Genomic DNA, 21965 nt, shown 5'->3' with positions numbered 1-21965 from the left:
GGACTCTTTCATTGGTTTCAAACCTAAATTAGGCTTTCATTCACCTGATGAAGGACTCTTTCATCAATTTCCGACCCAGTTTGGGCTTTCATTGCCATGATGAAGGACACTTTGCTTGTTTTCCGACTAAAATGAGGCCTTCATTGCTGCGATGAAAGACAATCTCTTTGTTTTCTGAACAAGATTGGGCCTTCATAATACTCATCTTGACGGAGATAGCAGTTCCTACCACACATTAATTTTTGAAAATTCCAGCAAAGTTTTATAAGATAAAGTAGAATAATTGCACTTGGAGGGATATTAATGGAATTAACCGTTTATTTAGCTGGACAGATTCATGATAATTGGAGAGAAGAATTAGAGAAAAAGTCAAAGAAAAAAAATCTTCCGTTAATATTTGTGGCACCTCAAACAAACCATGACCGGTCAGATGATATCGGTGAAGAGATACTAGGGAAACAACCTAGCAACCTTTATAAGGATGAAGCTGCGTCCGATATAAACAACTTCCGAACACAAGTATTAATGCAGAAGGCCGATATCGTAATTGCCTTGTTTGGCGAAAAGTATAAACAATGGAATACAGCGATGGACGCCACAACGGCCATTATGATGAATAAGCCAACTATTATCATTCGGCCGGAATCATTAATCCACCCGTTAAAGGAACTTTCAAATAAGGCAAATGTAACGGTTGAAACTGTTGAACAGGCGTTGGATGTGATTGGTTATATTTTTGAATAAAACTATTTTATTAAGTAACAATACTTGTGAAATGCTCTGGAATGTTGAAATGAACCCCAAAAGTTAGACTCAAAATCTAGCTTTGGAGTTCATTTTTATAGCTAACTATAGGCGACAATTTAATTTAGAACTTTTTGTGTATTAAAACCAAGAGATGTATTATAGAGAGGCATTGTGCTCATTTGAAGAATTAAATAGGAAAATAGAATCTTAAATCGATTATTTGAATAAGAAATGTATAAAGCAAAAATTGGCAAGTATGAGTCCGGTTCAAAACCAAACTCACACCAGCCAATTAGTACCTTAAATAAAATTCTAAATTTTATATTTAGCACAAGAACGAATTTCTCTACAAAGCTTTTCAATTAGCTTTTTAATTAGTTCATTCTGTTGAATGCCCTTCCTTTACAACAAAACTTGCTTTCTGTGCAGCTACAACATTATTAAGATTTGCTGCTTCACGCATATTTACTGTAAAATCATACTCTCCTGCAGTCTTAAATGTAACCCTAAAAGTACTTGTGGCATCACTCAATGGAAATCCACCTGCTGGACCGAAGTCTCCAACTAGTGGACGCCATGTATTATTACTAGTTTCAAAATACTCTAGTGTTTCAATTGCTTCCGCATTCTCAAATGACGAATTACCTATAACTAACAATCCAGCTTTATCCCCTGCTATAGTTGTTACTTCAAATTCAGCAGGTACTCCTACTGTAAATCCATTTGGCAGTAGAAAAATAGAAACAGATGCTGGATTTATTTTAACTAGTTCATTAATTGCTTGTTCAATTGCAGCTGTTTTTTCAATTTTTTGTTGATCTGTTTGTACCTCCATATTTAATGCATGATCTAATGCTTCCAAGCTCGCTGCAGTATAATCTCCTCTTTGTAACTCCTCTGCCTTTTGGATGGCGGCGGCTAAATCAAGATCTACTTGTCTTTCACCAACAGTAAAACTGTACTCTACTGAATCCAGAACCGTTAATTCCTCTTTATTACTATGTTTAACAAATTGGCCATCTGATCCCTTAACACCACTACGTATAGGCGCATTCATTGTTACAGTAATTTTATAGTTCCCTACCTCTGCTATATTCAATAATTCACCAGACATTTCAATAAATGCTGTATCTCCCTTTTTATAGTTTACACCAGCAATTTGCGAAGGAGTTCCATAGTATAATGTTCCTTTGTCATTAGAATTATCAGCATATATCTTTGTACGATTTGTTGCACCTTCAATACCAAAGTCTCCAGCTAACCTTGCAGTTCTACTTAATTCTTGATGATAATCTTGGCTTGCTGTGCTTCCTTGCGTTTGAATTTTAAAAGATTTGAAAACCTTCACAAAGTCAACTGCTTCTCCAGCTTCATCTGTTAAAGCAATTGTATAAAAAGCTCCATCACTAGTGTACTGGAATCCACGATCATTGCTATCCGGCCATAACTGACCAGTAAAATGAACTCCCTCTATCCCTTTGGCACCTATTTTTGAGGTAGCATGCACCTTAATAGAATTAGTAGTTCCGATTTCAAAGATTCCTCCACCAGTTAAAGCAGCAGATAGTGGTGCAAAAAATTCAATTGCAAGATCTAACTTTTCCATACGCTTTGTTCCTATTTGACTGTCAGTTATATGAAGTTGTCTTGCTGCATTTAACTTTTCATTAGCAGCATTCACTGCTTCTTTATCGTTTGTACTGATATTTTTAAGATCAGGTAGTAAATCAATTGCGTCGCGTACAGCTATTAAGGCAATTCCTTTTTCAGATAAATCATAGTAGGTTTGATTGTTATTCGTCCCTTGGTTTTTATCTGTAACGACATACTGATCAGAAATTAATTCTCCTTGGTCAGAATAAACCCAGATTGCTGGTTTTCCAGGATAGTCTTCATGTGTAGAGTTTCCTTGGATAGTAAGTTTGCTCTTTATTAGATTGGCAGCAGAACCTTTAGAGACTTCTATTCCACCAAATTCATTATTTAGCGTTTTAATATTATTAGCAGTAACTTCAGACCCATTTACAAGTAATCCAGCATCCCCGTTTTTCATCGTTACATTATCAAGTTTAGCGTTCTTGGAATTGTATACCTGAAGTGTATAAATGCCGTTCCATTTGTTTTCCTCATTTATCTCCTTAGCATCAATAGTTAGATTTAGAATTGAAACATCGTCGACTCCTAAAACAGTTATGACCGATTTATTAGGTTCTGCATATTTGAATGATGACTGCGCAAATAAAGTATACCCTGCCCCATCAATTATTTTATTCGCCTGTTTGATAATGAGCTGAGCGCTAATAGTAATGTCGCTAGCCAATTTTATGTGAGTAACCTTTTCACTATTTAAAGCCTGTTCTAGATCTGTTTGATTTTTGACAAATACAACTCCCGCTTCAACATCTTCAGTCGCAGCATCAATTTTTTTCTTTTCAACTTCAATCAATTTCTCCAAAACAATTTTAATTTCATTATCAGGTAGTGAACTTACATTACCCATTGCTGAGGTAAGCTTTCTGTTTATTTGTGCTAAGTTTTCATTCGTAATTTTTTTTGTAGCCAGCTGTAACCCGTTTACAAAATCAGCTGCTGTTGCAATATTATGTGCAGCATCCAATCGTTTTTGAAGGTTAGCTTTTTCCTCACCAGATAGCTTTTGAATGGCATTTACTGCTGGTACAAATGATGAAAGAAGCTTCTGAAGCTCCGCGCTATTTCCTACAAGCTCTTCTACTTTATCAGGAGTATTTACTGCAGCTTCATAATTCTCTACCGCAATTGTTGCTTGTTCCAATTGTGTTTGCTCGCGAACCACTATTTTATATTCTTGTGTATTCTGTCCATCCTTTGCAGTTACAAGGATACGATGGTCTCCATTCTCTGGACTATCCTTCGTATTTACTACTAATTGAGACAGATTTATAGCCTTTGACCAGACACCCTCAATATATTCCTGCACTTCAAATATCGCATCAACTGGGGAGCTTAATCCATCATATAATTCTTTTACAGTTATACCGCTAACAACTGTAATTTCACCAGTACTAATATTCACATTGGTTACCTTTGATTGATCCGCAATCCGGTCAATAATTGTATAAGATTGTGTGGTATAAACCTTTTCTGTCCTAGTACTTTCTTTTTTTCCTGCACTTGTTACGGTTACGTATACTTTCCCACCATGAGAGATTAATTGTAAGTTATCAATTATGACAGAAGTTTCCCCTTGTTTAACCGTTGCTGTGCCAAGTAGTGTTCCGTTTACAGCTGCATCATAGACTTTTACAACATCATCAACTCTCAATCCATCCACCTTAATTGTATCTGGATTATTATGATTATTCGTTACTGTAATTTTTGTTGCATCAGGAGCAGGAGTTTGCTGGGTAACAGGAGGCGTCGATCCACCACCACTAGAACCAGATCCCCCACCAGAGCTAGGAGGTGTCGTACCCGTCGGAGGATTATTCCCTACCGTAACACCAGTAGCCGTTTCAATTGTTCCGTTGTTTACAATTGACACGTTTCCTGTAACACTTGGATCTTTTCTTACTTCTTTAATTTGTGTGTCTTTTGCTACTCGAATATCGGCATTAGCGTTCAAAATATTTACCGTAGTTCTAGACATATCTCCTCTTAGTTCGATAGCTTGTCCTGCTTTTTGTGCGGCCAAGTTAAGAGTTTCGATGTTGGCACCTTTTTGCGCTTCAATAGTCGCCTGTATACTTACTAGAATTTCCTTTATTCTTGCATCGGCAGCTGCTCTGATTAGGGCGTCTTGTCCTGTAACATTTACTCTTGACTCAGAGAAATCACCTTTTAAGGTAACGCCTTTTGATTCCTCCGTGCCTTTCGAGGCTATGTTAACCTGGCCGACTGCGCCTTTAAGTCTTGATTCAAGTATAATCGCGCCTCTTGCACCAGATTGTTCTGCCATGTTAACTGCATTTACTCGCCCGGAAATAAACGCAATATTCGCACCATTGGAATCGTTTACATTTAAATTAGCTGCAGTTGAATTAATAAAGTACAAGCTATGTTCAGCAACATCATTAACGATTATATCTCCACCGTAATTGTTGACTTTATTTACTTTTACATTTTCTAAATGGACTGTTCCTGCACCTGTATGGTCACCTTTTACAACAATATTGCCGTTAACTTCCGCATTTGCTAATTTAATATGCTGGCCCTTACCTGCCGTAATTACAATTGTATTGTCGTACTTTTGAACAGCATTCCCTGTACCTCCGACAACTGTTGGGTTATTAATATTGCTAGAATCTGCTTTTAGAACTGTCGCTAATTTAGTGAAGTTATTATACGAAGCGTTATAGCTATCAGACAGTTTCTTGTATAGCTCAGATCCTTCTGTTAAATGACCTTTTGAAGTACCATCAATAAAGTACTTTTCTAAAAGTGATGTATGATGGATGGACTTGTCCGTATCCTTCTCAGTTAACGCTTTATTTAATCGGTCGATCTCAATTTTAATTGAAACAGGATATAGTGCATCATCCTTTGTTTGATAAGCAGGTCCTTGATAATGTTTGACTAACGCGTCTCTTGTTGATTTTCCATATGTTTTGTACATAATTGGAGAGAGTCTTTTAATCTCGCGTGAAAGAGCGTGGTACGCATTTTCTGTCGAATCATCAATAATATTTGCTGCCAACTTCTCTTTTAGCACATCGCTTTTCGCTAGAATCTTCTTTCCAGCTGTGACTGAATCTATGTATCTAACTGCACGGTCGTAATGTGTTTTTACATTCTGGTCAAGTCGTGCCTTTAATATTTGCTTTTCACTTCCACTTGCATTGTTTAATGCTTTTTCAGCTGCGAACATAGCCGCTTTTGTCTCATTAAATAATTTCATGTTTGGATAATCGAAAACATTTTTCGGATAGGCGATTTTACGATGATCATAGGAAATTTCCCATTTTAAAGCGTTTGCAAAACTTTCCGCATTTTTCACTAATGTTTCGGCATTAGAGCTTGCCTCTGCCTTTCCAGGATTTGCGGCAACAAACGAACTAGCGAACATTGCCCCAGAAACCACCAATAGTTTAGCAGATTTTGATTTTTTTGAAGTCATAACTTTCCCTACCATTATTAGATCAAGACTTTTCTATATCCCCGTTGAAAAACTAGTACAATATTCCTATATCCACCATTACCATCCTATCATTTCCAAAATTGGTATTCAAGGGAAGAAGTGTTTTTATTTTTACAATTATTAGACTTTTATATTCCTAACTAGAAAACCAATTGAATCTTTCACACACCCTATCCTTTTCCACCCCAACTAGATATATAGCAATTAAAGGGTGGTGCATGAAAATGAATATAAAATCAGGCAATGTAGAACAGTTTGAGTCATTTTCACAATTCAGGAATCTTCAGGCGTTTAATACGCATATCGAAATGTGGCTAGCTGTGCATAAGGACAAGCTTACGAAAGGAGAGTTAGTTGGGCTGAAACGGCTAATCCGCTTTGCTGCGAAGGTGCCCGGCGTATGTAATGCGAAGATCGGTACTGTGTTAAAGGCCATTCATGAAGAGTATGGCGGAAACGGAATTTCCCGCTCTACGTTCAAACGGATGGTTGCCAAGGTGTCAGCAATAGGCATCCTAACGGTCTATGAAACAGAAAGGAAAAATGGGTCACAGTCTAGTAATTTGTATGTATTTAATCGTTTTCCCAGCAGTGAACCACCTAAAGAGGAAAAAATGAACTCCCTTAATAAAACTACCAATCTTTCTAAAACAATCATAAAAGATAAAAATAAACGTAAAGAGACTGAACTTGACCATACCTATACAAGTGACCGTGTTCCTCATGCATTCGTCCAACTGATGAAATGTTTCTTTCCTGATGCCAAATTAATTGAAGAGTTTTGGAGAATGACCACCATCGCCGCTTACCAGCATAACAGGGAGCGTGAAACCGACCTGATAACGACTTTAGCTATCCATTCCTTTAAGCAGCTAATTCGAAAAATGAAATCAGCAGCCAGAGTAGCAAACCCGATTGCTTATTTCTATGGAATCTTAAATAAGAAATTGACAGAGCTTTATTTTGAGGAGTTATTTGAGCTGGGCTTTTCAACTAAACAGGAGCAATTGAGCTTTAGAAGGAAACATCAAGATTGATTCAAAAATATCCTAAATTCTCGTTTTCTCGGTCAATTTTCAATTTTGATGTCCCTTTCTCCATCTTTCCTGCTTGTTCTGTTCTAAATCTAGCTTTGAGCTGTTCGCTGAAAATTAAGCATTCCATTATGGTGTAGATAACCCGGGAATACACGAGCAAAGCGCGCTTTCTGAAGGGATTTATGATGGAAAGCTTTGAACAGGTCAAGGAGCAATATACGCCGATGATTTACAAAATTATTTCGTCCTTAAATATTTATATGAACAAGGAGGAGTTCTTTCAAATTGGACTTATCGCCTTATGGGAGGCTTATGGACGGTTTGATCCCGAGAAAGGGAACTTCACTAATTATGCTTACACCTTTATCAAGGGAAAACTTCTTACGGAAATGAACCAATCGAATAGGCACATCGAAAATACTTGTCCGGTTAATGAGGAGGTCTTAGATTTCATAGAGGATGAGTTCTGCACCTGCCCCTTGGAAGAAGACATTCTTCTCTCCTATTGCAAGGCGGGGGCCCTCACTGAAAATCAGACAAAGTGGGTTCTTTATACATGCTTAAAAGGCTTTACTGTAAAGGAAATAGCCGCTATAGAGAAGGTATCCATGTCAGGCAGTGAAAAACTGGAGAACCGCAGCTACAGATAAACTTAGAAAGGCAATCAATGAAAATAAGGTATTTTAAGTTTTTATGGGAAGCAGGAGGCTAAAAATCACAACCTTTTCCTGCTTCTTCCTATAAACTATTTATTAGCATTTTCTCTTTCTCCTGATTATTTTCATACGATAATAGCAACTTTACACATGCAAAACTCTACTATCCTTATTATTTTTATCGTAAAAAGACAATTGTTCATGAGAATGTAACAATTTCTTTTTTCTGCTCCAACTTCATCTCCAGCCTTGTAGAGACTAGGAACTTTTCACCATACTGCAAACAAACTTTTGTCTAATTTAATTTCTCACTCTGGAAAAAGTTTACCTATAGAAACATTTATGTACTACCCTACATGTAAGAAATATTCCCAATATTATCTAATAATTTTGAAAGGAGGAAATTGCTGGTGCATACCTTTAAACTAAAGTATATCGGTGTCACTTTAAAAAGATGGAGAAAGATAAAGTTGTTATCACAGGAGGACCTTGCTTGGGAGAGTGGTCTTGACACAAAAACTATTAGTTTGCTTGAGAATGATCAACAAGAGCCCCTTTTCAGCACGATTAACTCACTTGCCGCAGCCCTTGGTATGAATGCTTCTGAATTTATGAAGGAAATTGAGATGGATGCAGAAAGAGCACGGATTCGTGAGAAGGATCCACATTGGTTAAATGTTCAAATGGAGTAGTGAATATCTTACATAAAGGAGTCGATTCGCTTGTTTATGGAAAGCCGCTATACCATCAACAAACAGTTCATGGAAATGACAGGTTATTATGACCGCAACGGAAAATTGTGCACCATCGTAACAGAAACAGGAATGACCTTCTTCGTCGATAAATCACCTCTTGAAATTATCAGAGACAACATTGTATGCATTGGATATGATCTAAAGGGCGCCACGAAGACAGCCAGAAGTCTGCTGGGCAATATCTATAATTGCCCCATTCTAGTCAATCCAATTGATCGAATTGTTATATTTCCCACCCTATCACCTAAGCATAGTGAGTGCGTCTGGTACAACCCCGTTCACATCAAAAGAACAAGAAGCCTCAACCGACAAACCATCATCCTATATAGCAATGGCAGAACGAAACTCATCAGAAACAAACTAGCAGCCTTTAATTGTAAAATTAAGCAAGCGGAACAGCTTGAAGACATGACAAAGCTATGAAATCATTAATTTTTAACAAAAGAGATGAAAGTGGATTAGGCTACAAGCTGGTGGACTATTTTTATACATAGAAAAGATCCTAATCCGAGAGAATATATTCCATTTTATCGCTGCTTTTTCTGCGGCATAGGTATAGGCGGTTGCTTATCTTGCAACCGCCATGCCTTCTATTACAGCTAACTCAGTAATAGGAAATTAGTTAGACTAAATAACTTGTAAAGCAATTATCATTTATGCTTTTTTGCTAGTATCACAATTCTTCTTATGTATTCTATTAATAACTCCAGATCGGAAACAATCAATGGCTTTTTGCTTTTGGTAACAATATAATAATCGAAACAATAGGCCTCGTTTGAGTCCTTATGATTGTAGAAAGGGGATTTTAATTTATACTTTTCAAATACACTTCTCAATCCCTTATAATGATCAATATTTCGTTTATAAAACCTGAGACGTATTTTGTCTTTATCCCTTTGTATCGCACCAAAGGTATATTTTTCATGATTAAAATCAATATCCTTCTTCGATAATAATGAATGTAATGGCGGACTTAAAAATATATGATCACATTCACCTTGATCCGAAGCTTCGCTTTTGACAATAAAGTATTTTTGACTCGAAAAGAACCTAGAAAGCTCTACTCTAAGTGTATCTAGTTCAACATCTTTTTCATTCATTTTACTGGTACCTATCCTCCCTTCAATATATGGCGGTTTCCAATCATAACACTAACATCTTTTATTAAAGACTGGCCTTTCAAGCTTTTCAATAAGGTAATGTTCTAATGCAGAAATAAAATGCCATTGTTCAATTTCATTGAATATAATTACCCCAATTTCAGTATGTATATCTTTAATGACGCAATCCCATTCTTTATCACCAAAGGCATTTATTTGGTTAAGAATTCTTGACTTTAATCCTACAGATGGCAATGCTCGTCCCACATATTTAACTTTGTTTTCCTGAACAAAATAATAAATCCCACAATCTTTCCTTATTTCTTTTACGAATCGATCATCTTTCCTAATATTGTCCAGTTCTTCTTTGCGGAAAGTTAGTGATAATCCATTTACAATTTTTGAAGAAAAGATATCAACCCAATCGATTAAATTCTTTTCTGTATATTCCTTTTTCTGCAAAAGTTAGCCCCCATACATTTTTTAAACTCTATTCAACTCTGAAAATAGCGAAATGCCTGTCACTTAAAAATCTTACTTCGATGAAAAGCCATGTACTTTTTATTATTTTTGGATAGTTTTATTTTACTGCTCGAGTCAATATTCATTAACCTTTTAGTTGCTTCGTCCAGTCTCGAGGAAATCACCATTTTTCCATCGTTACTGAATGTAATATAGCCTTTATCAAATAATGCATCATGAGCAGGGCAAAGTAGAAGACCGTTGTTTTCATCCAATCTTTCATTTGATGTACAGTCTTTCCATGGTTTAATATGACTGGCTATTAGTAAACTCATTTCTGATAGGCCGCAGATACAGCATTCCTGAGATTCCAATAACAGCTTTTGCTTAAATAGTCCTTGTCCAATTCTTGTTTTCACCATACGTTCGGCAACTGTATTTGGTATCCCTTTTGGTACCAAGGAATCGATCGTATCCATCTCTATCTTTTCTTCTACTTCATATATGTATTTTACTAGATCAGGCTTATTCTCTAATTTTCTCGTATCCCGAACATAAGATTTTGCCATCCCATTTGCAACCAGTTCATTTAGAGAAAGCTCATTACCTAGGGATCTTTCTAAATTGATTATAGGCTGTAGTCGAATATACTTTTTTGATACTCGATTTGAAACAGCGGAAGACGATAAAGGAACACGATAGAACTTACTATAATCTGTTAGCTCCTTTTCGGATAAATCATCCCTGACACACTCCGTCTTATAGATAATTTTTTGTGTAGGCTTTCCCATATAAATATAAACAATATCGCCAGCAAAAATATGATGATTCGTTCCCCAATCAATAAACCCAATCTCTTCAATTGCAGAGCTTACATCAAAATCACTAATTGCTGATTTTAGCCAAACCGTCATTGGAAGTCTCCTTTTTTAGTTATATTATTACTATAGCTTACATCCGTAATCTCTACAAAAATTCATCTATCCATTATAGTTTACAAATGCTTTTAGACTCACCCTATTTACTAATCAATTAAAAAAGCCGCCCTGCATATTGAGGACGACTACTCTTTAATTAGGCAATATATTCATTTACCGCAGATTTTTGGTCCTTTTTTGAAGCATCAATCATAAGGAATATAGCAGATAATATATGCATGATCATTCCAACAAACGGGATCCAAGCTACACAGGAAGTTACAATTCCTAGTATACTGCCTGCTGAAGCGCCGCCATCTTTTTTAGTTAAAACTAAAGTAATAATATGTAATACTAGCATGATTGCTAAAGGAATCCATAATAGACCGACAACGATTGTAGCACCTAAAACAGGAATTCCTAAAATGGCTTCAAGAGCACCAGTTAGCCACTTCAATATTCTTGAAGGAGACATTGTAAAACACCACCTTTTTTATAAATTTTTAAAAAATTCATACTAATTATACCACTATTCACCTAATATGTCTTACATTAATGTGAAATTTTACCTAATGAAATTCTATTAGTATTTTCTTTTCCTCTATTATATGTATAAATGACCAATCTGCAGAAAATGATAGAATACAATAAAAGGGAGCTACCGCATATTACGGTAGCTCCCTTTCTATAAAACCCATCCACATACAAATGTGCTCATGGATCTTTCAATTAATTATTAGTTAGATGCAGTACCATTCTTCACTTGGTTGCCATTAACATCTGTTAATTCAGCATCTTTAAATTCTACAGTTACTTTATCTGTAAGTGTAATTGCGTTTGTTAATTTAACTGTTAACTTGCCGTTGTTTACTGCTGGTGTAAATGCAGCAGTTGAGCCGTTAACTTTTACAGAAATACCTTCGAAGAATGTAGCATCGCCATCGATATCAGTTGAAACAACTGATTCAGAGAAGCTAACTACTGCTTCATTGCTGCTGTTAACTGTTAATGCTGTGTTTACAGTAGGAGCGATGTTTTCAGTTAAATCAACTTGAGCTGTATTTTCTCCATCAGCTAAAGTGTTTCCATAAGCATCAGTTAAGTTTGAAGCAGCAAAAGTAAATGTTCCGTTCACTGTTACAAATCCTTCTGGTAATGTAATCATTACTTTGTTCTTGTTGTCTACAAACTTAATGTCTGTGTTAGCTGGAAGAGCTTTTCCGCCAACAGTGTAGTTAGCTGGAGAAAGAACTGAATCAGTCATTCCATTTACATGTGTGTTAGCAAATACTACAGAAATAACATTTTTGTCCTCACTGATCGTAGTTGTTACAACTTTACCAGCTTGTTGTTCAGCTGTTTCAGGTCTTACTACATTTAGAGTAATAGCCTTATCGTTTTTATTTGTATAGCTGTCAGCTACTTTATCTGCAGCTACTTCAAGTACATAGTTCTTGCCAGTTGCAAGTTGTGTACCAGCAGCTAGTGTTAGCTCAAGCTTGTTCTTTACAACTTCTCCATCAACAGTTGGGTTGATTGCAGAATCTACAGTTAGGTTCGTATTGCTTTGGAAAATTCCATCAATAGACTTAACTGTAAGAGCTGAAAGACTAGCAGCAGAAACTTCTTCGTTAAACTCAAGCACTAATTTACCATCTGCTTTTGCTTCTGCACGAACTAATGATGCAGCCGTGTTATCAGCAGTAAATGTAGAATTGAATTTAACTTCTTTCATTATATTTGGAGTTGATGCTTTATCAGCAAATCCGTTAATTACTACTTCTGAAGTAAAGAAGTTAGCATTGTTAGCGAAGAATGCACCAGCATTTGCTTTTTGAACATCAACAATAAATGTTTTGTTGTCAGTTGTTGTAATATCATTAGCTGCAACAGCAACGCCGCCAATAGATACACTGCCTTTTGTTACTTCTTCAGAGAAAGTTAAAGCTAATTTATTTCCATTTGTTGAAGTAGATACAGTTGGAATTGTTGAATCAACTTGTTGAGCTGGAACAGTTAAAGATAGAGTAATATGCTCTGCTTTATTTGTTTTCACAGCAGCATCTGTTGCACCTACAACGTCAATTGTATATGTTTTTCCAACTTCTAAACCACGAAGTACAACTTCACCTTTAGCTAAATCGATATCTGCAGGAGCTGGAGTAACTTGAGCACCATTTACAGAGATCGTTCCAAAAGAAGATAATTCTTCAGAGAATTTTAACGTCATATCAGCAGAAGTTGCAGAAGTGTAATTGAATTTTTTATCAGCTACTTCTGGAGCTACTACATCTTCAAATGAGAATACTGCATTGTATTCAGCTGTTTTGATAACAGTATTATCAGCCGCTTTTTTATCTGTATCAAGAGCTTTAACCGTTAATTTTGCATTTTTAACTTCAGTGCTGTCTAAAGTATAAGTAACAGTCTTTCTATCTTCAGACAAAGTTGCAGCTGAATCAGCTTTCGTTTCTAATGATAAAGCAGCTAATAATTGTGCTTCAGTCGTACCTTTAGCTAATGCAGAATTGAATTTTACCACTAATTGCTTTGCATTAATTGCAGTAACTGATTTAACTTCAGGAGTCAATTGAGCTTCTAACTCGTCAAAAGTTTTTACAAGAGCTGCCTTCATTGTTGCATTTTTAACATCTTTCATGTACTTAGCAGCTTCAGTTAAGTGCTTTTCAGCTGTTGCAGCATCATTTGCAGCAATAGCTTTTTTAGCTAAGTCTAATTCGATTTTTGCAGATACTTCGTATTTCACGCTGTCACGTACAGTTTCAGCCGCTTTTTTGTAGTTTGCACGGATTTCGTCACGTGTCGTTTGTCCATAAACGCGGTCTAATAGGATCGCTTGCTTACGGATTTCAGTTGAAAGTGCATGGTATGCAGCTTCAGTGTTATCGTCGATTAAGTTTTTAGCGATTTGTGCTTCTAGAGCAGCTTTTTTCACATTGATTTTTTCACCAGCTGTGATTGCATCAATGTAAGACATTGTACGGTTAATGTGAAGGTTTACATTTTGCTCAATATCAGCAAGGTATCCAGCTTTTTGAGCAGCAGGTAATGTGTTGATTGCAGCTACTGCTTTGTCACGAGCAGCTTTAGCAGCGTTGTATTGTGCCCAAGGACGAGTTGTTCCGTCAGCAGAACCTTCCGTTGAGATCGCCCATTTTAATACAGTACCAGCATCTTTCGCTTTTTTCACTAAAGATTGTACATCTTTAGCTGATGCAGCGTCTGCACCTGATGGTGATGTTGCTACGAATGCAGATGCAGCGATTGCAGATGCACCTAGTACTTTAATTGCTTTCTTTTTATCCAATGTAAAATCCCCCTAGAAGAATGTTTATAAGATTAATAACTCATAAGTATGTAGGCATTTGTATGTCCTTGTCGCCCCCACGTTTTTAATCATAAATCATCTCTAAAATTAGTTAAATGCCAAAAATCTTCCTTCAAACTAGTAAAATTGGATAAACAGGAAAAGTATTCAAGAAGATTACTAGTTTCTTCTATTATTTATAGCAAAAAAAAATCAACCTATATGCTAGGTTGATTTTTAAAGGTCTATTTCTTTTCTGCTTCTTCCGTTGGGAATGTGTACTTCCACAAATCTGCTTGATTTCTGTAATACAGATTTCCTTCAGCATCCTGAGCAATTTCGTTTGCCCCTTCTTTTACAAGAATTTCAATATCTAAGGTTTTCGGATCTGCTTTAAATAATCTTCCTTCTACTGTTCCATAGATATTTCCGTCAATGCCTTCGATAATCTTCGCGTTACGGAAGCGGCCTGAGATTAAATCTAGAATTTGCTTCGTTTTAATCTCTTTTGTTTCTGGATTATAGGAAACAAGCGTTCCATCAGCCATTGCCCAAATCGTACCACTCTTATCTGCAATAATACTAGTGATCATACTCGCTTCTATCGGCAAGTGAATGTATTCCTTCTCTTCTGGCCAATCTGGACGGAAACGGAAGAATCTTGCGCCACGCTCATTTACTTGATAGTTCGCATGGATCGATGTTCCGCCATAAATATATTCCTTATGATGCAGGAATGACACAAGGCTCTGATTATAGATGTAATTTTCATAGACTTCTTGTTTGTTTTCTTTTAAATCATAGATTGCTAGTGCTCCGCCGCCAATGCTTGTTTCTGGATAAGTTCCTACAAATACTTTACCCAGTTTTGGTACAGCAGTAATGGCAGTAGATCTTTCTTGTCCAAACTCTCCAAGTCGCATAATTTCTCTTGGATTCATTGGACCCCAAGGCTTTGTTAGATCCAATTCAAGTACTCTTGCTCTCGGGTAAGCTCCAATATATAGCTTATCGCCCATAATTGTCATCGACTCAATTTGGCTAATATCTTTATGAAGTGTAGATTGATTCGTCTTAGGATTATAGATGGCTAAGCCGCCAGACATATATCCATTAATAAAGATATTTTCCCGTTTTTCATCTTGAATCATTGTGTATAAAGTAACTGGCTGAGCTGGAAGTTCCATCTTTGTAATCTCACTATAGCCTGTTTCTAAATTATACTTAAAAACGTTCCCCGCATTATCAATAAGACCTACTAACGTCGTTCCAGGATAGTTCGGTTCATTTAATTCAGCAAAATCTAGATTAAGCAATTCTGTTCCTTTGAGTAAAGAAATATTCAGATTTACATGCTCTTTCGTATTTAGATCATACTTGTAAAGACTATTTTCTTTCGAATAATAAATAGACTCTTCTGTTGGAGAAACCAATGAAATGGTTCTCGAGTTTAATTCGATTTCATCCGTCACTTCTAACGTTTCTTTATCAAAGGCTACTAAACGATTGGATGGGTCCATTCGTGCAAAAATCTTACCTCCAATGAATTTGATATCACGAACATATTTATCATCTTTATATTCATTCGGAAGAAATGCTGTTTTCTTCTTTGTTTTTAAGTCGATTTTCACCAAGTCAGCTTTTGAACCAACACCTACGTATAAAACGTCTGCCTCTTGATCATAGGCAATGGACTTAGCAAATTCCTTCTTATATAAAGCCTGTCCAAAATTCTCTAATTCTCCTGTGGAAGAATCGTATTTAAATACAGAACCGCCATATGCTGTTGAACCATAAATAATTCCGTCTACAGCATCAATATCTTGAATCGCTGTATCCTTAGGCAATGTCAGCATATTCCCATGATCATGAAAATCATCCGTATTTGGGTTATAGCTATATACATTGCCATCCGTTGTTCCACCAACCCAAACGGTTCCATCCTCATCCACGTCTAATCCCCAAGCACTTGTCGACTTAGACAGTGTATATGTATGCTTCAATTCATTCGTATTCATATCGACAACTGCCAATGCAGATGGAGTACCATGCATAACAAAATACATATACGAATTTCCAAGTTCATCCGAACCTGCAGCTGCAGTTAAAGCAGATGTCTGAAACACCTGCGGACCAACTAAGCTGATGTTCTTATTGATCTCTTCGATTACTTCTACCTCATCTTCATTAATCTCTGTTTCTGGTGTCTCTTGATCCTCAATATTCTCAATATCCTCTTGCTCTACTGGCGTTCCAGCATCAATCTCCTCCGCAAAAACACTCGGTTGTCCAAGCGATAAGAAAAGCGGGAAAATAGTGACTAACGTTAGTATCTTTCTCTTCATCCAATCTTCTCCCTTCGTTTCCATTATAACAAATATTGCGTGAATAGGTATGTTTTTCCTCCCCTTAAAAAAGTATAAGTAACGCTAATTATCTGACATTGAAGGATAGATGATAAAAATATATTTTTCATACGAAACTACTATACTCAGAAGATGACAGCATCCGTATAATCTCTTACAATAGGAATATGTTGGATTTATTACTACAAATTTCATGTTAGGGGATCGTTATATGAGTAAAAAAAGAACGTTGAAGGTTTTAAGTGCTTCCGCTATCGCTGCTTCTGCCTTCGTTACAGCACCATCCATTGAAGCCGCTTCTGTCAGCCAAGCAGAAAAGCTAGTAAAAACTGCAAAGGATGCGGGGACTGTACTGAAATGGGCTATATCTATTGAGGGAACGGCTGATGGCAAGACTCGTCCGTGGGCTGCTTATAATGCAGCAAAGTCTGCGTATGACAAAGCTTTAAAAGCGGTAAATACTTTACCAGCTGCCCAGAAGAACAGATACTTAGCAGAACTGGATCAAGAGGTAAAATTGCATATTACACGAACGATGTTCTATATCGATGCGATTACCGCTGGTGAGAAAATTAAGGAAAAGCAACAAACTTTAGCTTATCAGCAGGATCTTGATATCATTAATGATCAGACTGAGAGGGCATACCATGAGCTTTCCAATGAGATCCGCAAGCAGGCCATTCTGCTTGATCGTGTATACGGACAAACGACACGCGATCTCATACGCTCTCATTATAAGCAATCAGCTGAAAAGGTTCGGGACGCATCCAAATATCCTGTAACCGTAAAAATGGAGCTCGATTTAGCACAAAAAGCTTTAGCAGATAAGGACTCCGTTAAAGCCAACAAGCATATTCAAGAGGCAAAAAGCTATTTGAAATATATCGACAATACAGTTATTAAAAAATACTTAACAGATCGCTTAAATACTTTAGAAACCTCTTACGTTCCTAAAGTAGTAAACGTTAGTGCAGCAGAGCCCAAACGTATAAGAGTTGAATTTAACAAAGCCATGCTATCTGGCTCCGGAACAAATGGAGCAGAAAATACATCGAATTACTCTGTTTCAGGCAGAACAATTAAAAATGTAACACTTACAAATGACAAAAAGACAGCAGTCATTGAACTATATGATGCGCTTTATACAAGTACGTCCTATACTGTAACTGTAAAGAGGAATATTCAATCAGCGAACTATGAGACATTAAGCACAGCTGATTACACTTCATCTTTCACTTTTTCAGATAAGCAAAAGCCAACCGTCTCAACAATAACTACGCAAGCAAATGGCAATGTGGAAATTAAGTTCTCGGAAATCATTGATTCGGGGTCGTCCCTAAGCATCACTGTTGATGGAAAATCGGTTACAGCAAACTCTGTATATAGTGACACAGATACAGTCATCGTGTCTAAAGCAGAGCTTGATCGAATTGGCCTTCGAAAAGGAAGATCCTATTCTATTGTTATTTCAGGTGCAAAGGATGTAGTTGTCTACACGCCGAATACAATGGACACGTATCGCAGCAACTTCATGTATAATCCAACAGCCGATTCGGTTGCGCCAGGAGTCAGAACTCTACAAGTGAAGGACGAAAAAACAATTACTGTAGAATTTACGGAAACATTAGATGCATTCACTGCTTCTAACCTTGTCATTATGAAAGGCAACACAACCATCAGACCAACGACTGTAAAGGATGTCTCTAACGGGCAAAAAACAAAGTTTGACATTGAGCTTCCTGCAAGTGTTTATGGTACGAACGAAAACTCAGTTTGGTTAAATGTACAAGTCAAAGCATATAAGGATCTTGACAATAATACCGGTTCAACGGTTGATCGATCTGTCAGTCTTACAAAAGATCTAAATCCGCCGCAATTTGTTAGTTCCTTATTTGATGCCAATAAAAATGAAATTCATTTAACTTTTAATAAGCCTTTAAAAGCTGGTACACCTGATGTAAACAATATTACTCTTTATGACTCTAATGATAAATCGATCAAACCTACAGTGAAAACAAATGTAGACAACAAATTGATTATTGATGCCAAAAGTTTACCGGATGGCGTTTACCTTATTACTGTAGCAGAGGGAGCTGTGAAGGATAACACCCTTTCACAAAACAACAATCGCGCCTTTTCGACTTCTGTCACGAAAAAGACTGATTCAGTAAAACCACAAGTAACATTGGTAGAATCAAACGTTAATGGACAATTCAAAGCAATCTTTAGTGAAGCTGTTAATGAACAAACAGCAACATCACCAGCTAACTATACGTATGACGGAAGTACATTACCTGCGAATACAACTTTTACAATGAGCGCCGACAAAAAACTTGTTACAATCACACTGCCTGAAGGAACAATTGCAGCTACTAAAACATTCAACCTTACCGCTAGAAATGTAAAAGATCTTTCTGATAATGTGATGAATGTATACAATTCAAATATTACGCTGAAGGATAATACACAGCCTGTTATGATGACTGCTGTTCGTGACAATAATACTATTAAATTAACATTCTCTGAAAATATCATTCTTCCGGATAGTGGACAATCAAACTTTAGTATCGCTGTTGAGAATCAGCAACTAACAACTGGACAATACACAGTTCGAGTTGGTTCTAATCAGCGGGATATTATTATCACTCCAGGAAGTGATGACTTGTTTGCAACGGGGAAGATAACGATTCAAACAACTAGTTCTGCTTCCATTCGAGATGGGGCGGGTAATTTGATAAAAGCTGGGATAGCAATGGAAATAAATTAGTAGGAAATAGGATAGTTTCATTCCTTTAATAATTGATTGATTTACTCTGCTTCTGTTTTATATTCTAGTATTTTTTGATAGTATCAGACTTTACGATCCATAGTTAATCTACAAAGTTGAAAAAGAGCAACTACATAAGTGATTGCTCTTTTTTCTATTTCTAATAATTGACTATCCCCGTTTAGAATAATAGTAATCACTAAAATTTTCTTCATGGAATTCTAATATAGCACCCATTCATTTAACCAACTTATACCTTCTCACTCACTATATCTTCTTTCTAGTATATAAAACCATATTCTAAAGAATATATTATACTTTTCATACATAAAAAAGCTTGGAAGAGATTTCTCTCTACCAAGCTTTTTTTAATAAGAAAATAATATTATAGACCTGTAACTGTAGTACCACCATTTAATCCTAAACCATGTTGGTTAGTAATACCAGAGAATTTAGTAACTACAAAGCTACCCGCTACGATACCATTTCCGCCAGATGGTTGACCTGCACTTGCTCCAAATGACACTTTAAATTGATTATCTTGTCCAGTAACCTTTTCAATCACTGTACCATTTACACCATCAGTATAAGTTGCAGTCGTTCCATCTCCATCAAGTACTGTGATAGATAGTGGAGAACTTAATTTTACGGTATCACCAGCTGTAACAGTAAATACAACTGATTCCCCAACATCAAGTGTGTTATTTGCCGCTCCTCCAACAGGAGATACATCAGTTGGAACTGCAACTGAAGCTGTAAATGCTCCACCTTTTAACCAAACAGCGCTTCCACCAGTTAGTTGTTGAGAAGGTTGAACACCTGAAGGTAATTGAACAACTTGGTAAGCAGCTAACTCATCTTGTACTAAATTGATTCCAGAGAAACTCCATTTACCAGAACCATCAACAGTAATTGATCCATGACGATCATATACAATAGTTGAAACATCAGTAGGAGTTACATCATTTGCACGATATACCCAAACTGTGTATCCAGGTTGACCTTTTCCAACTAAAGTAAATTGTTGATTTGCAGCAATACGGAATGGACTTGTTTGGCTAGTTGTTGCATCTGGAGTAGTAATTTCAAGATCAGTTAAAGTCTTTTTGAAGATGATGTTAAAATCAGAAACACCAGCTGCTGATACATTATTATTATATGTTGCAATAATTTTATTTCCATTACCTAAAAGATTTGCAAAAGCATCCTGTGTTAAAGGAGTTGCATTATCATAATAAGCATCGTTGGAATCGTAAGAGAACCATAAATTATTCGTACCATCATTAGCAACGAAGTATTTACCTTCTTTGTTAACATATTTCACTTCAACTTGTGTATTTGCAACAGCAGTTGTCGCTTCAGCAACAAAGTAAGTTGTTCCTGTTACAAGATCCTTTTTAGTATCTTGTCTTGTCATTGTAACTTTAGCATCAGCATCTGTAGCTGCAGAAATTCTAATAGTAACTTTTCCATCGTTATTAGGAGTTACTGAAATTTCTGTTGTGCCACTAACTTGATCAGCAGCTGCAATATTTGAACCATTAATTGCAGTTACTTTAACATCAGCATCACTTGTTTTTACTTTAACAGTTCCTCTGAATGGAGAACCATCTGTATTTTTAAATGTTGCAGTGAATAAGCGGCTATCATTTACTTTAACATAACCAGTTGCAGCATTATCAAATACTGAAGAGTTATCTGAACCTACAGTTTTAACAAATGTAAGTTTAGTTTGTTCTCCCTTATAGTAAAGAGTATATGTTTTATTAGCTGCTTGAGCTGTAGTTGTAATAGTTGCAACTTTTTTATCAGCAGATAATTTAACATCTGTTGCTGTTAAACCATTATCAAACGTGAAGTGAGCGATAGAAACTGCATCAACTTCTTTATTGAAGTTTACAGTAATTGTTGTATCGTTAACACGAGATACTGAAACTGGTTGTAATGGAAGAGAAGCTACAACATCATTTACTGATTTTTGTAAAGAAGTTTCCCATTTAAGAACATTAGCATCAAGAATAGCTTGTGCTTCTGCTACTTTTTTACCTGCATCTGCAACTTTACCAGCTTTAACATCAGCTGCAGCTGCTTTAGCAAGCATGTTTACAGTTACATCATTTTTCAATTCTGCAACTAATTTTTCAAGAGCTGGCTTAACTGCGTTACGGATACCGTCACGAGTTGATTGACCATATACACGGTCTAATAGAGCAGATTGCTTACGGTACTCAGCAGTTGCTTTGTGGTAAGCAGTTTCTACTTTCTCAATATCATCAGATTTAACTGCAGCGTTTAAGTTAGCAGTTAATTCTTTAATTTTTTCGCTTGAAGTGATTGCATCGATGTAAGCTTGTGCACGCTTCACTTGAATTTTTGGATCAGTTAAACGAGCTTCGTACTTAAGTTTGTCAGAAGTACTTGCACCTTTAAGAGCTTTCTCTGCAGCAGCGATTGCTTTCTTAGCTGCATTGTATTGATCGTAAGGACGTGTTACATAATCAGCTGAACCCTCAACTGAGATAGCCCATTTTAGGACTGTACCTGCGTTTTGTGCATCTTGCACGATTTGATCAAGATTTACAGCAGCATCAGCTTTGTTAGCTGGTGCTGCAGCAACGAATGCTGAAGCTGCAACAGCTGTTGAAGCTGCGATTTTAATAGCTTTCTTTTTCATAAACTTGTATTCTCCCTTCGTACTATGTAGTGCTTTTTTT

The 21965-nt window shown here is 36.5% G+C and carries 14 protein-coding genes; 6 read left to right on the top strand and 8 right to left on the bottom strand.

The annotated features are described in order from the left end of the window. Positions 1–303: 303 nt before the first annotated feature. On the top strand, positions 304–744 hold the full coding sequence (locus ASU02_RS01715) for a YtoQ family protein (RefSeq protein WP_057760313.1): 441 nt from the start codon (positions 304–306) through the stop codon (positions 742–744). A gap of 382 nt (positions 745–1126) precedes the next feature. Here the strand turns inward: ASU02_RS01715 and ASU02_RS01705 are convergent, their stop codons facing one another. Beyond that, positions 1127–5842, bottom strand: a complete 4716-nt coding sequence (locus ASU02_RS01705) for a pectate lyase-like adhesive domain-containing protein (protein WP_057760309.1) — start codon at positions 5840–5842, stop codon at positions 1127–1129. Positions 5843–6087: 245 nt separating this feature from the next. Here ASU02_RS01705 and ASU02_RS01700 point away from each other — a divergent pair, with 245 nt between their 5' ends. From ASU02_RS01700 to ASU02_RS01685, 4 genes are all read left to right on the top strand, one after another. Then, positions 6088–6900 carry a hypothetical protein gene (locus tag ASU02_RS01700; RefSeq protein ID WP_057760308.1) on the top strand — a complete coding sequence of 271 codons (813 nt, stop codon included), beginning with the start codon at positions 6088–6090 and terminating at the stop codon, positions 6898–6900. Positions 6901–7085: 185 nt separating this feature from the next. Then, complete coding sequence (locus ASU02_RS01695) at positions 7086–7550, top strand: sigma-70 family RNA polymerase sigma factor (protein WP_332307605.1); 465 nt, start codon at positions 7086–7088, stop codon at positions 7548–7550. Between the two features lie 416 nt (positions 7551–7966). Further along, positions 7967–8248: a helix-turn-helix domain-containing protein gene (locus ASU02_RS01690; RefSeq protein WP_057760306.1), complete on the top strand. Its 282-nt coding sequence runs from the start codon at positions 7967–7969 to the stop codon at positions 8246–8248. A 36-nt stretch (positions 8249–8284) separates the two neighbouring features. Further along, entirely contained in the window at positions 8285–8734 is a 450-nt protein-coding gene (locus ASU02_RS01685; RefSeq protein ID WP_232426120.1) for a competence protein ComK, read from the top strand. Positions 8735–8961: 227 nt separating this feature from the next. Here the strand turns inward: ASU02_RS01685 and ASU02_RS01680 are convergent, their stop codons facing one another. From ASU02_RS01680 to ASU02_RS01655, 6 genes are all read right to left on the bottom strand, one after another. Then, positions 8962–9411: a hypothetical protein gene (locus ASU02_RS01680; protein ID WP_057760301.1), complete on the bottom strand. Its 450-nt coding sequence runs from the start codon at positions 9409–9411 to the stop codon at positions 8962–8964. A gap of 51 nt (positions 9412–9462) precedes the next feature. Next, positions 9463–9873, bottom strand: coding sequence for a hypothetical protein (locus ASU02_RS01675; protein ID WP_057760299.1), 411 nt, complete (start codon positions 9871–9873; stop codon positions 9463–9465). Between the two features lie 59 nt (positions 9874–9932). Continuing rightward, positions 9933–10787, bottom strand: a complete 855-nt coding sequence (locus ASU02_RS01670) for an HNH endonuclease (protein WP_057760297.1) — start codon at positions 10785–10787, stop codon at positions 9933–9935. Positions 10788–10947: 160 nt separating this feature from the next. Further along, entirely contained in the window at positions 10948–11265 is a 318-nt protein-coding gene (locus tag ASU02_RS01665) for a hypothetical protein (RefSeq protein WP_057760295.1), read from the bottom strand. 261 nt (positions 11266–11526) lie between these two features. Continuing rightward, positions 11527–14118 (bottom strand): hypothetical protein, encoded by a 2592-nt coding sequence (locus ASU02_RS01660; protein WP_057760293.1) that lies wholly within the window; start codon positions 14116–14118, stop codon positions 11527–11529. Positions 14119–14363: 245 nt separating this feature from the next. After that, a complete protein-coding gene (locus ASU02_RS01655; protein ID WP_157684471.1) occupies positions 14364–16463 on the bottom strand; it encodes a PQQ-binding-like beta-propeller repeat protein in 2100 nt (699 codons plus the stop codon). 232 nt (positions 16464–16695) lie between these two features. Here ASU02_RS01655 and ASU02_RS01650 point away from each other — a divergent pair, with 232 nt between their 5' ends. Continuing rightward, positions 16696–19251: an Ig-like domain-containing protein gene (locus tag ASU02_RS01650; protein WP_057760288.1), complete on the top strand. Its 2556-nt coding sequence runs from the start codon at positions 16696–16698 to the stop codon at positions 19249–19251. A gap of 385 nt (positions 19252–19636) precedes the next feature. On the opposite strand, the gene ASU02_RS01645 is transcribed toward ASU02_RS01650, so the two are convergent. Next, positions 19637–21925: a hypothetical protein gene (locus ASU02_RS01645; protein ID WP_057760286.1), complete on the bottom strand. Its 2289-nt coding sequence runs from the start codon at positions 21923–21925 to the stop codon at positions 19637–19639. Positions 21926–21965 lie beyond the last annotated feature (40 nt).

This window comes from Cytobacillus praedii, from assembly GCF_001439605.1.
Taxonomy (GTDB): Bacteria; Bacillota; Bacilli; order Bacillales; family Cytobacillaceae; genus Cytobacillus; species Cytobacillus praedii.
The sequence above is the reverse complement of the archived record's forward strand: the minus strand, read 5'-3'. Positions and strand labels throughout refer to the sequence as shown.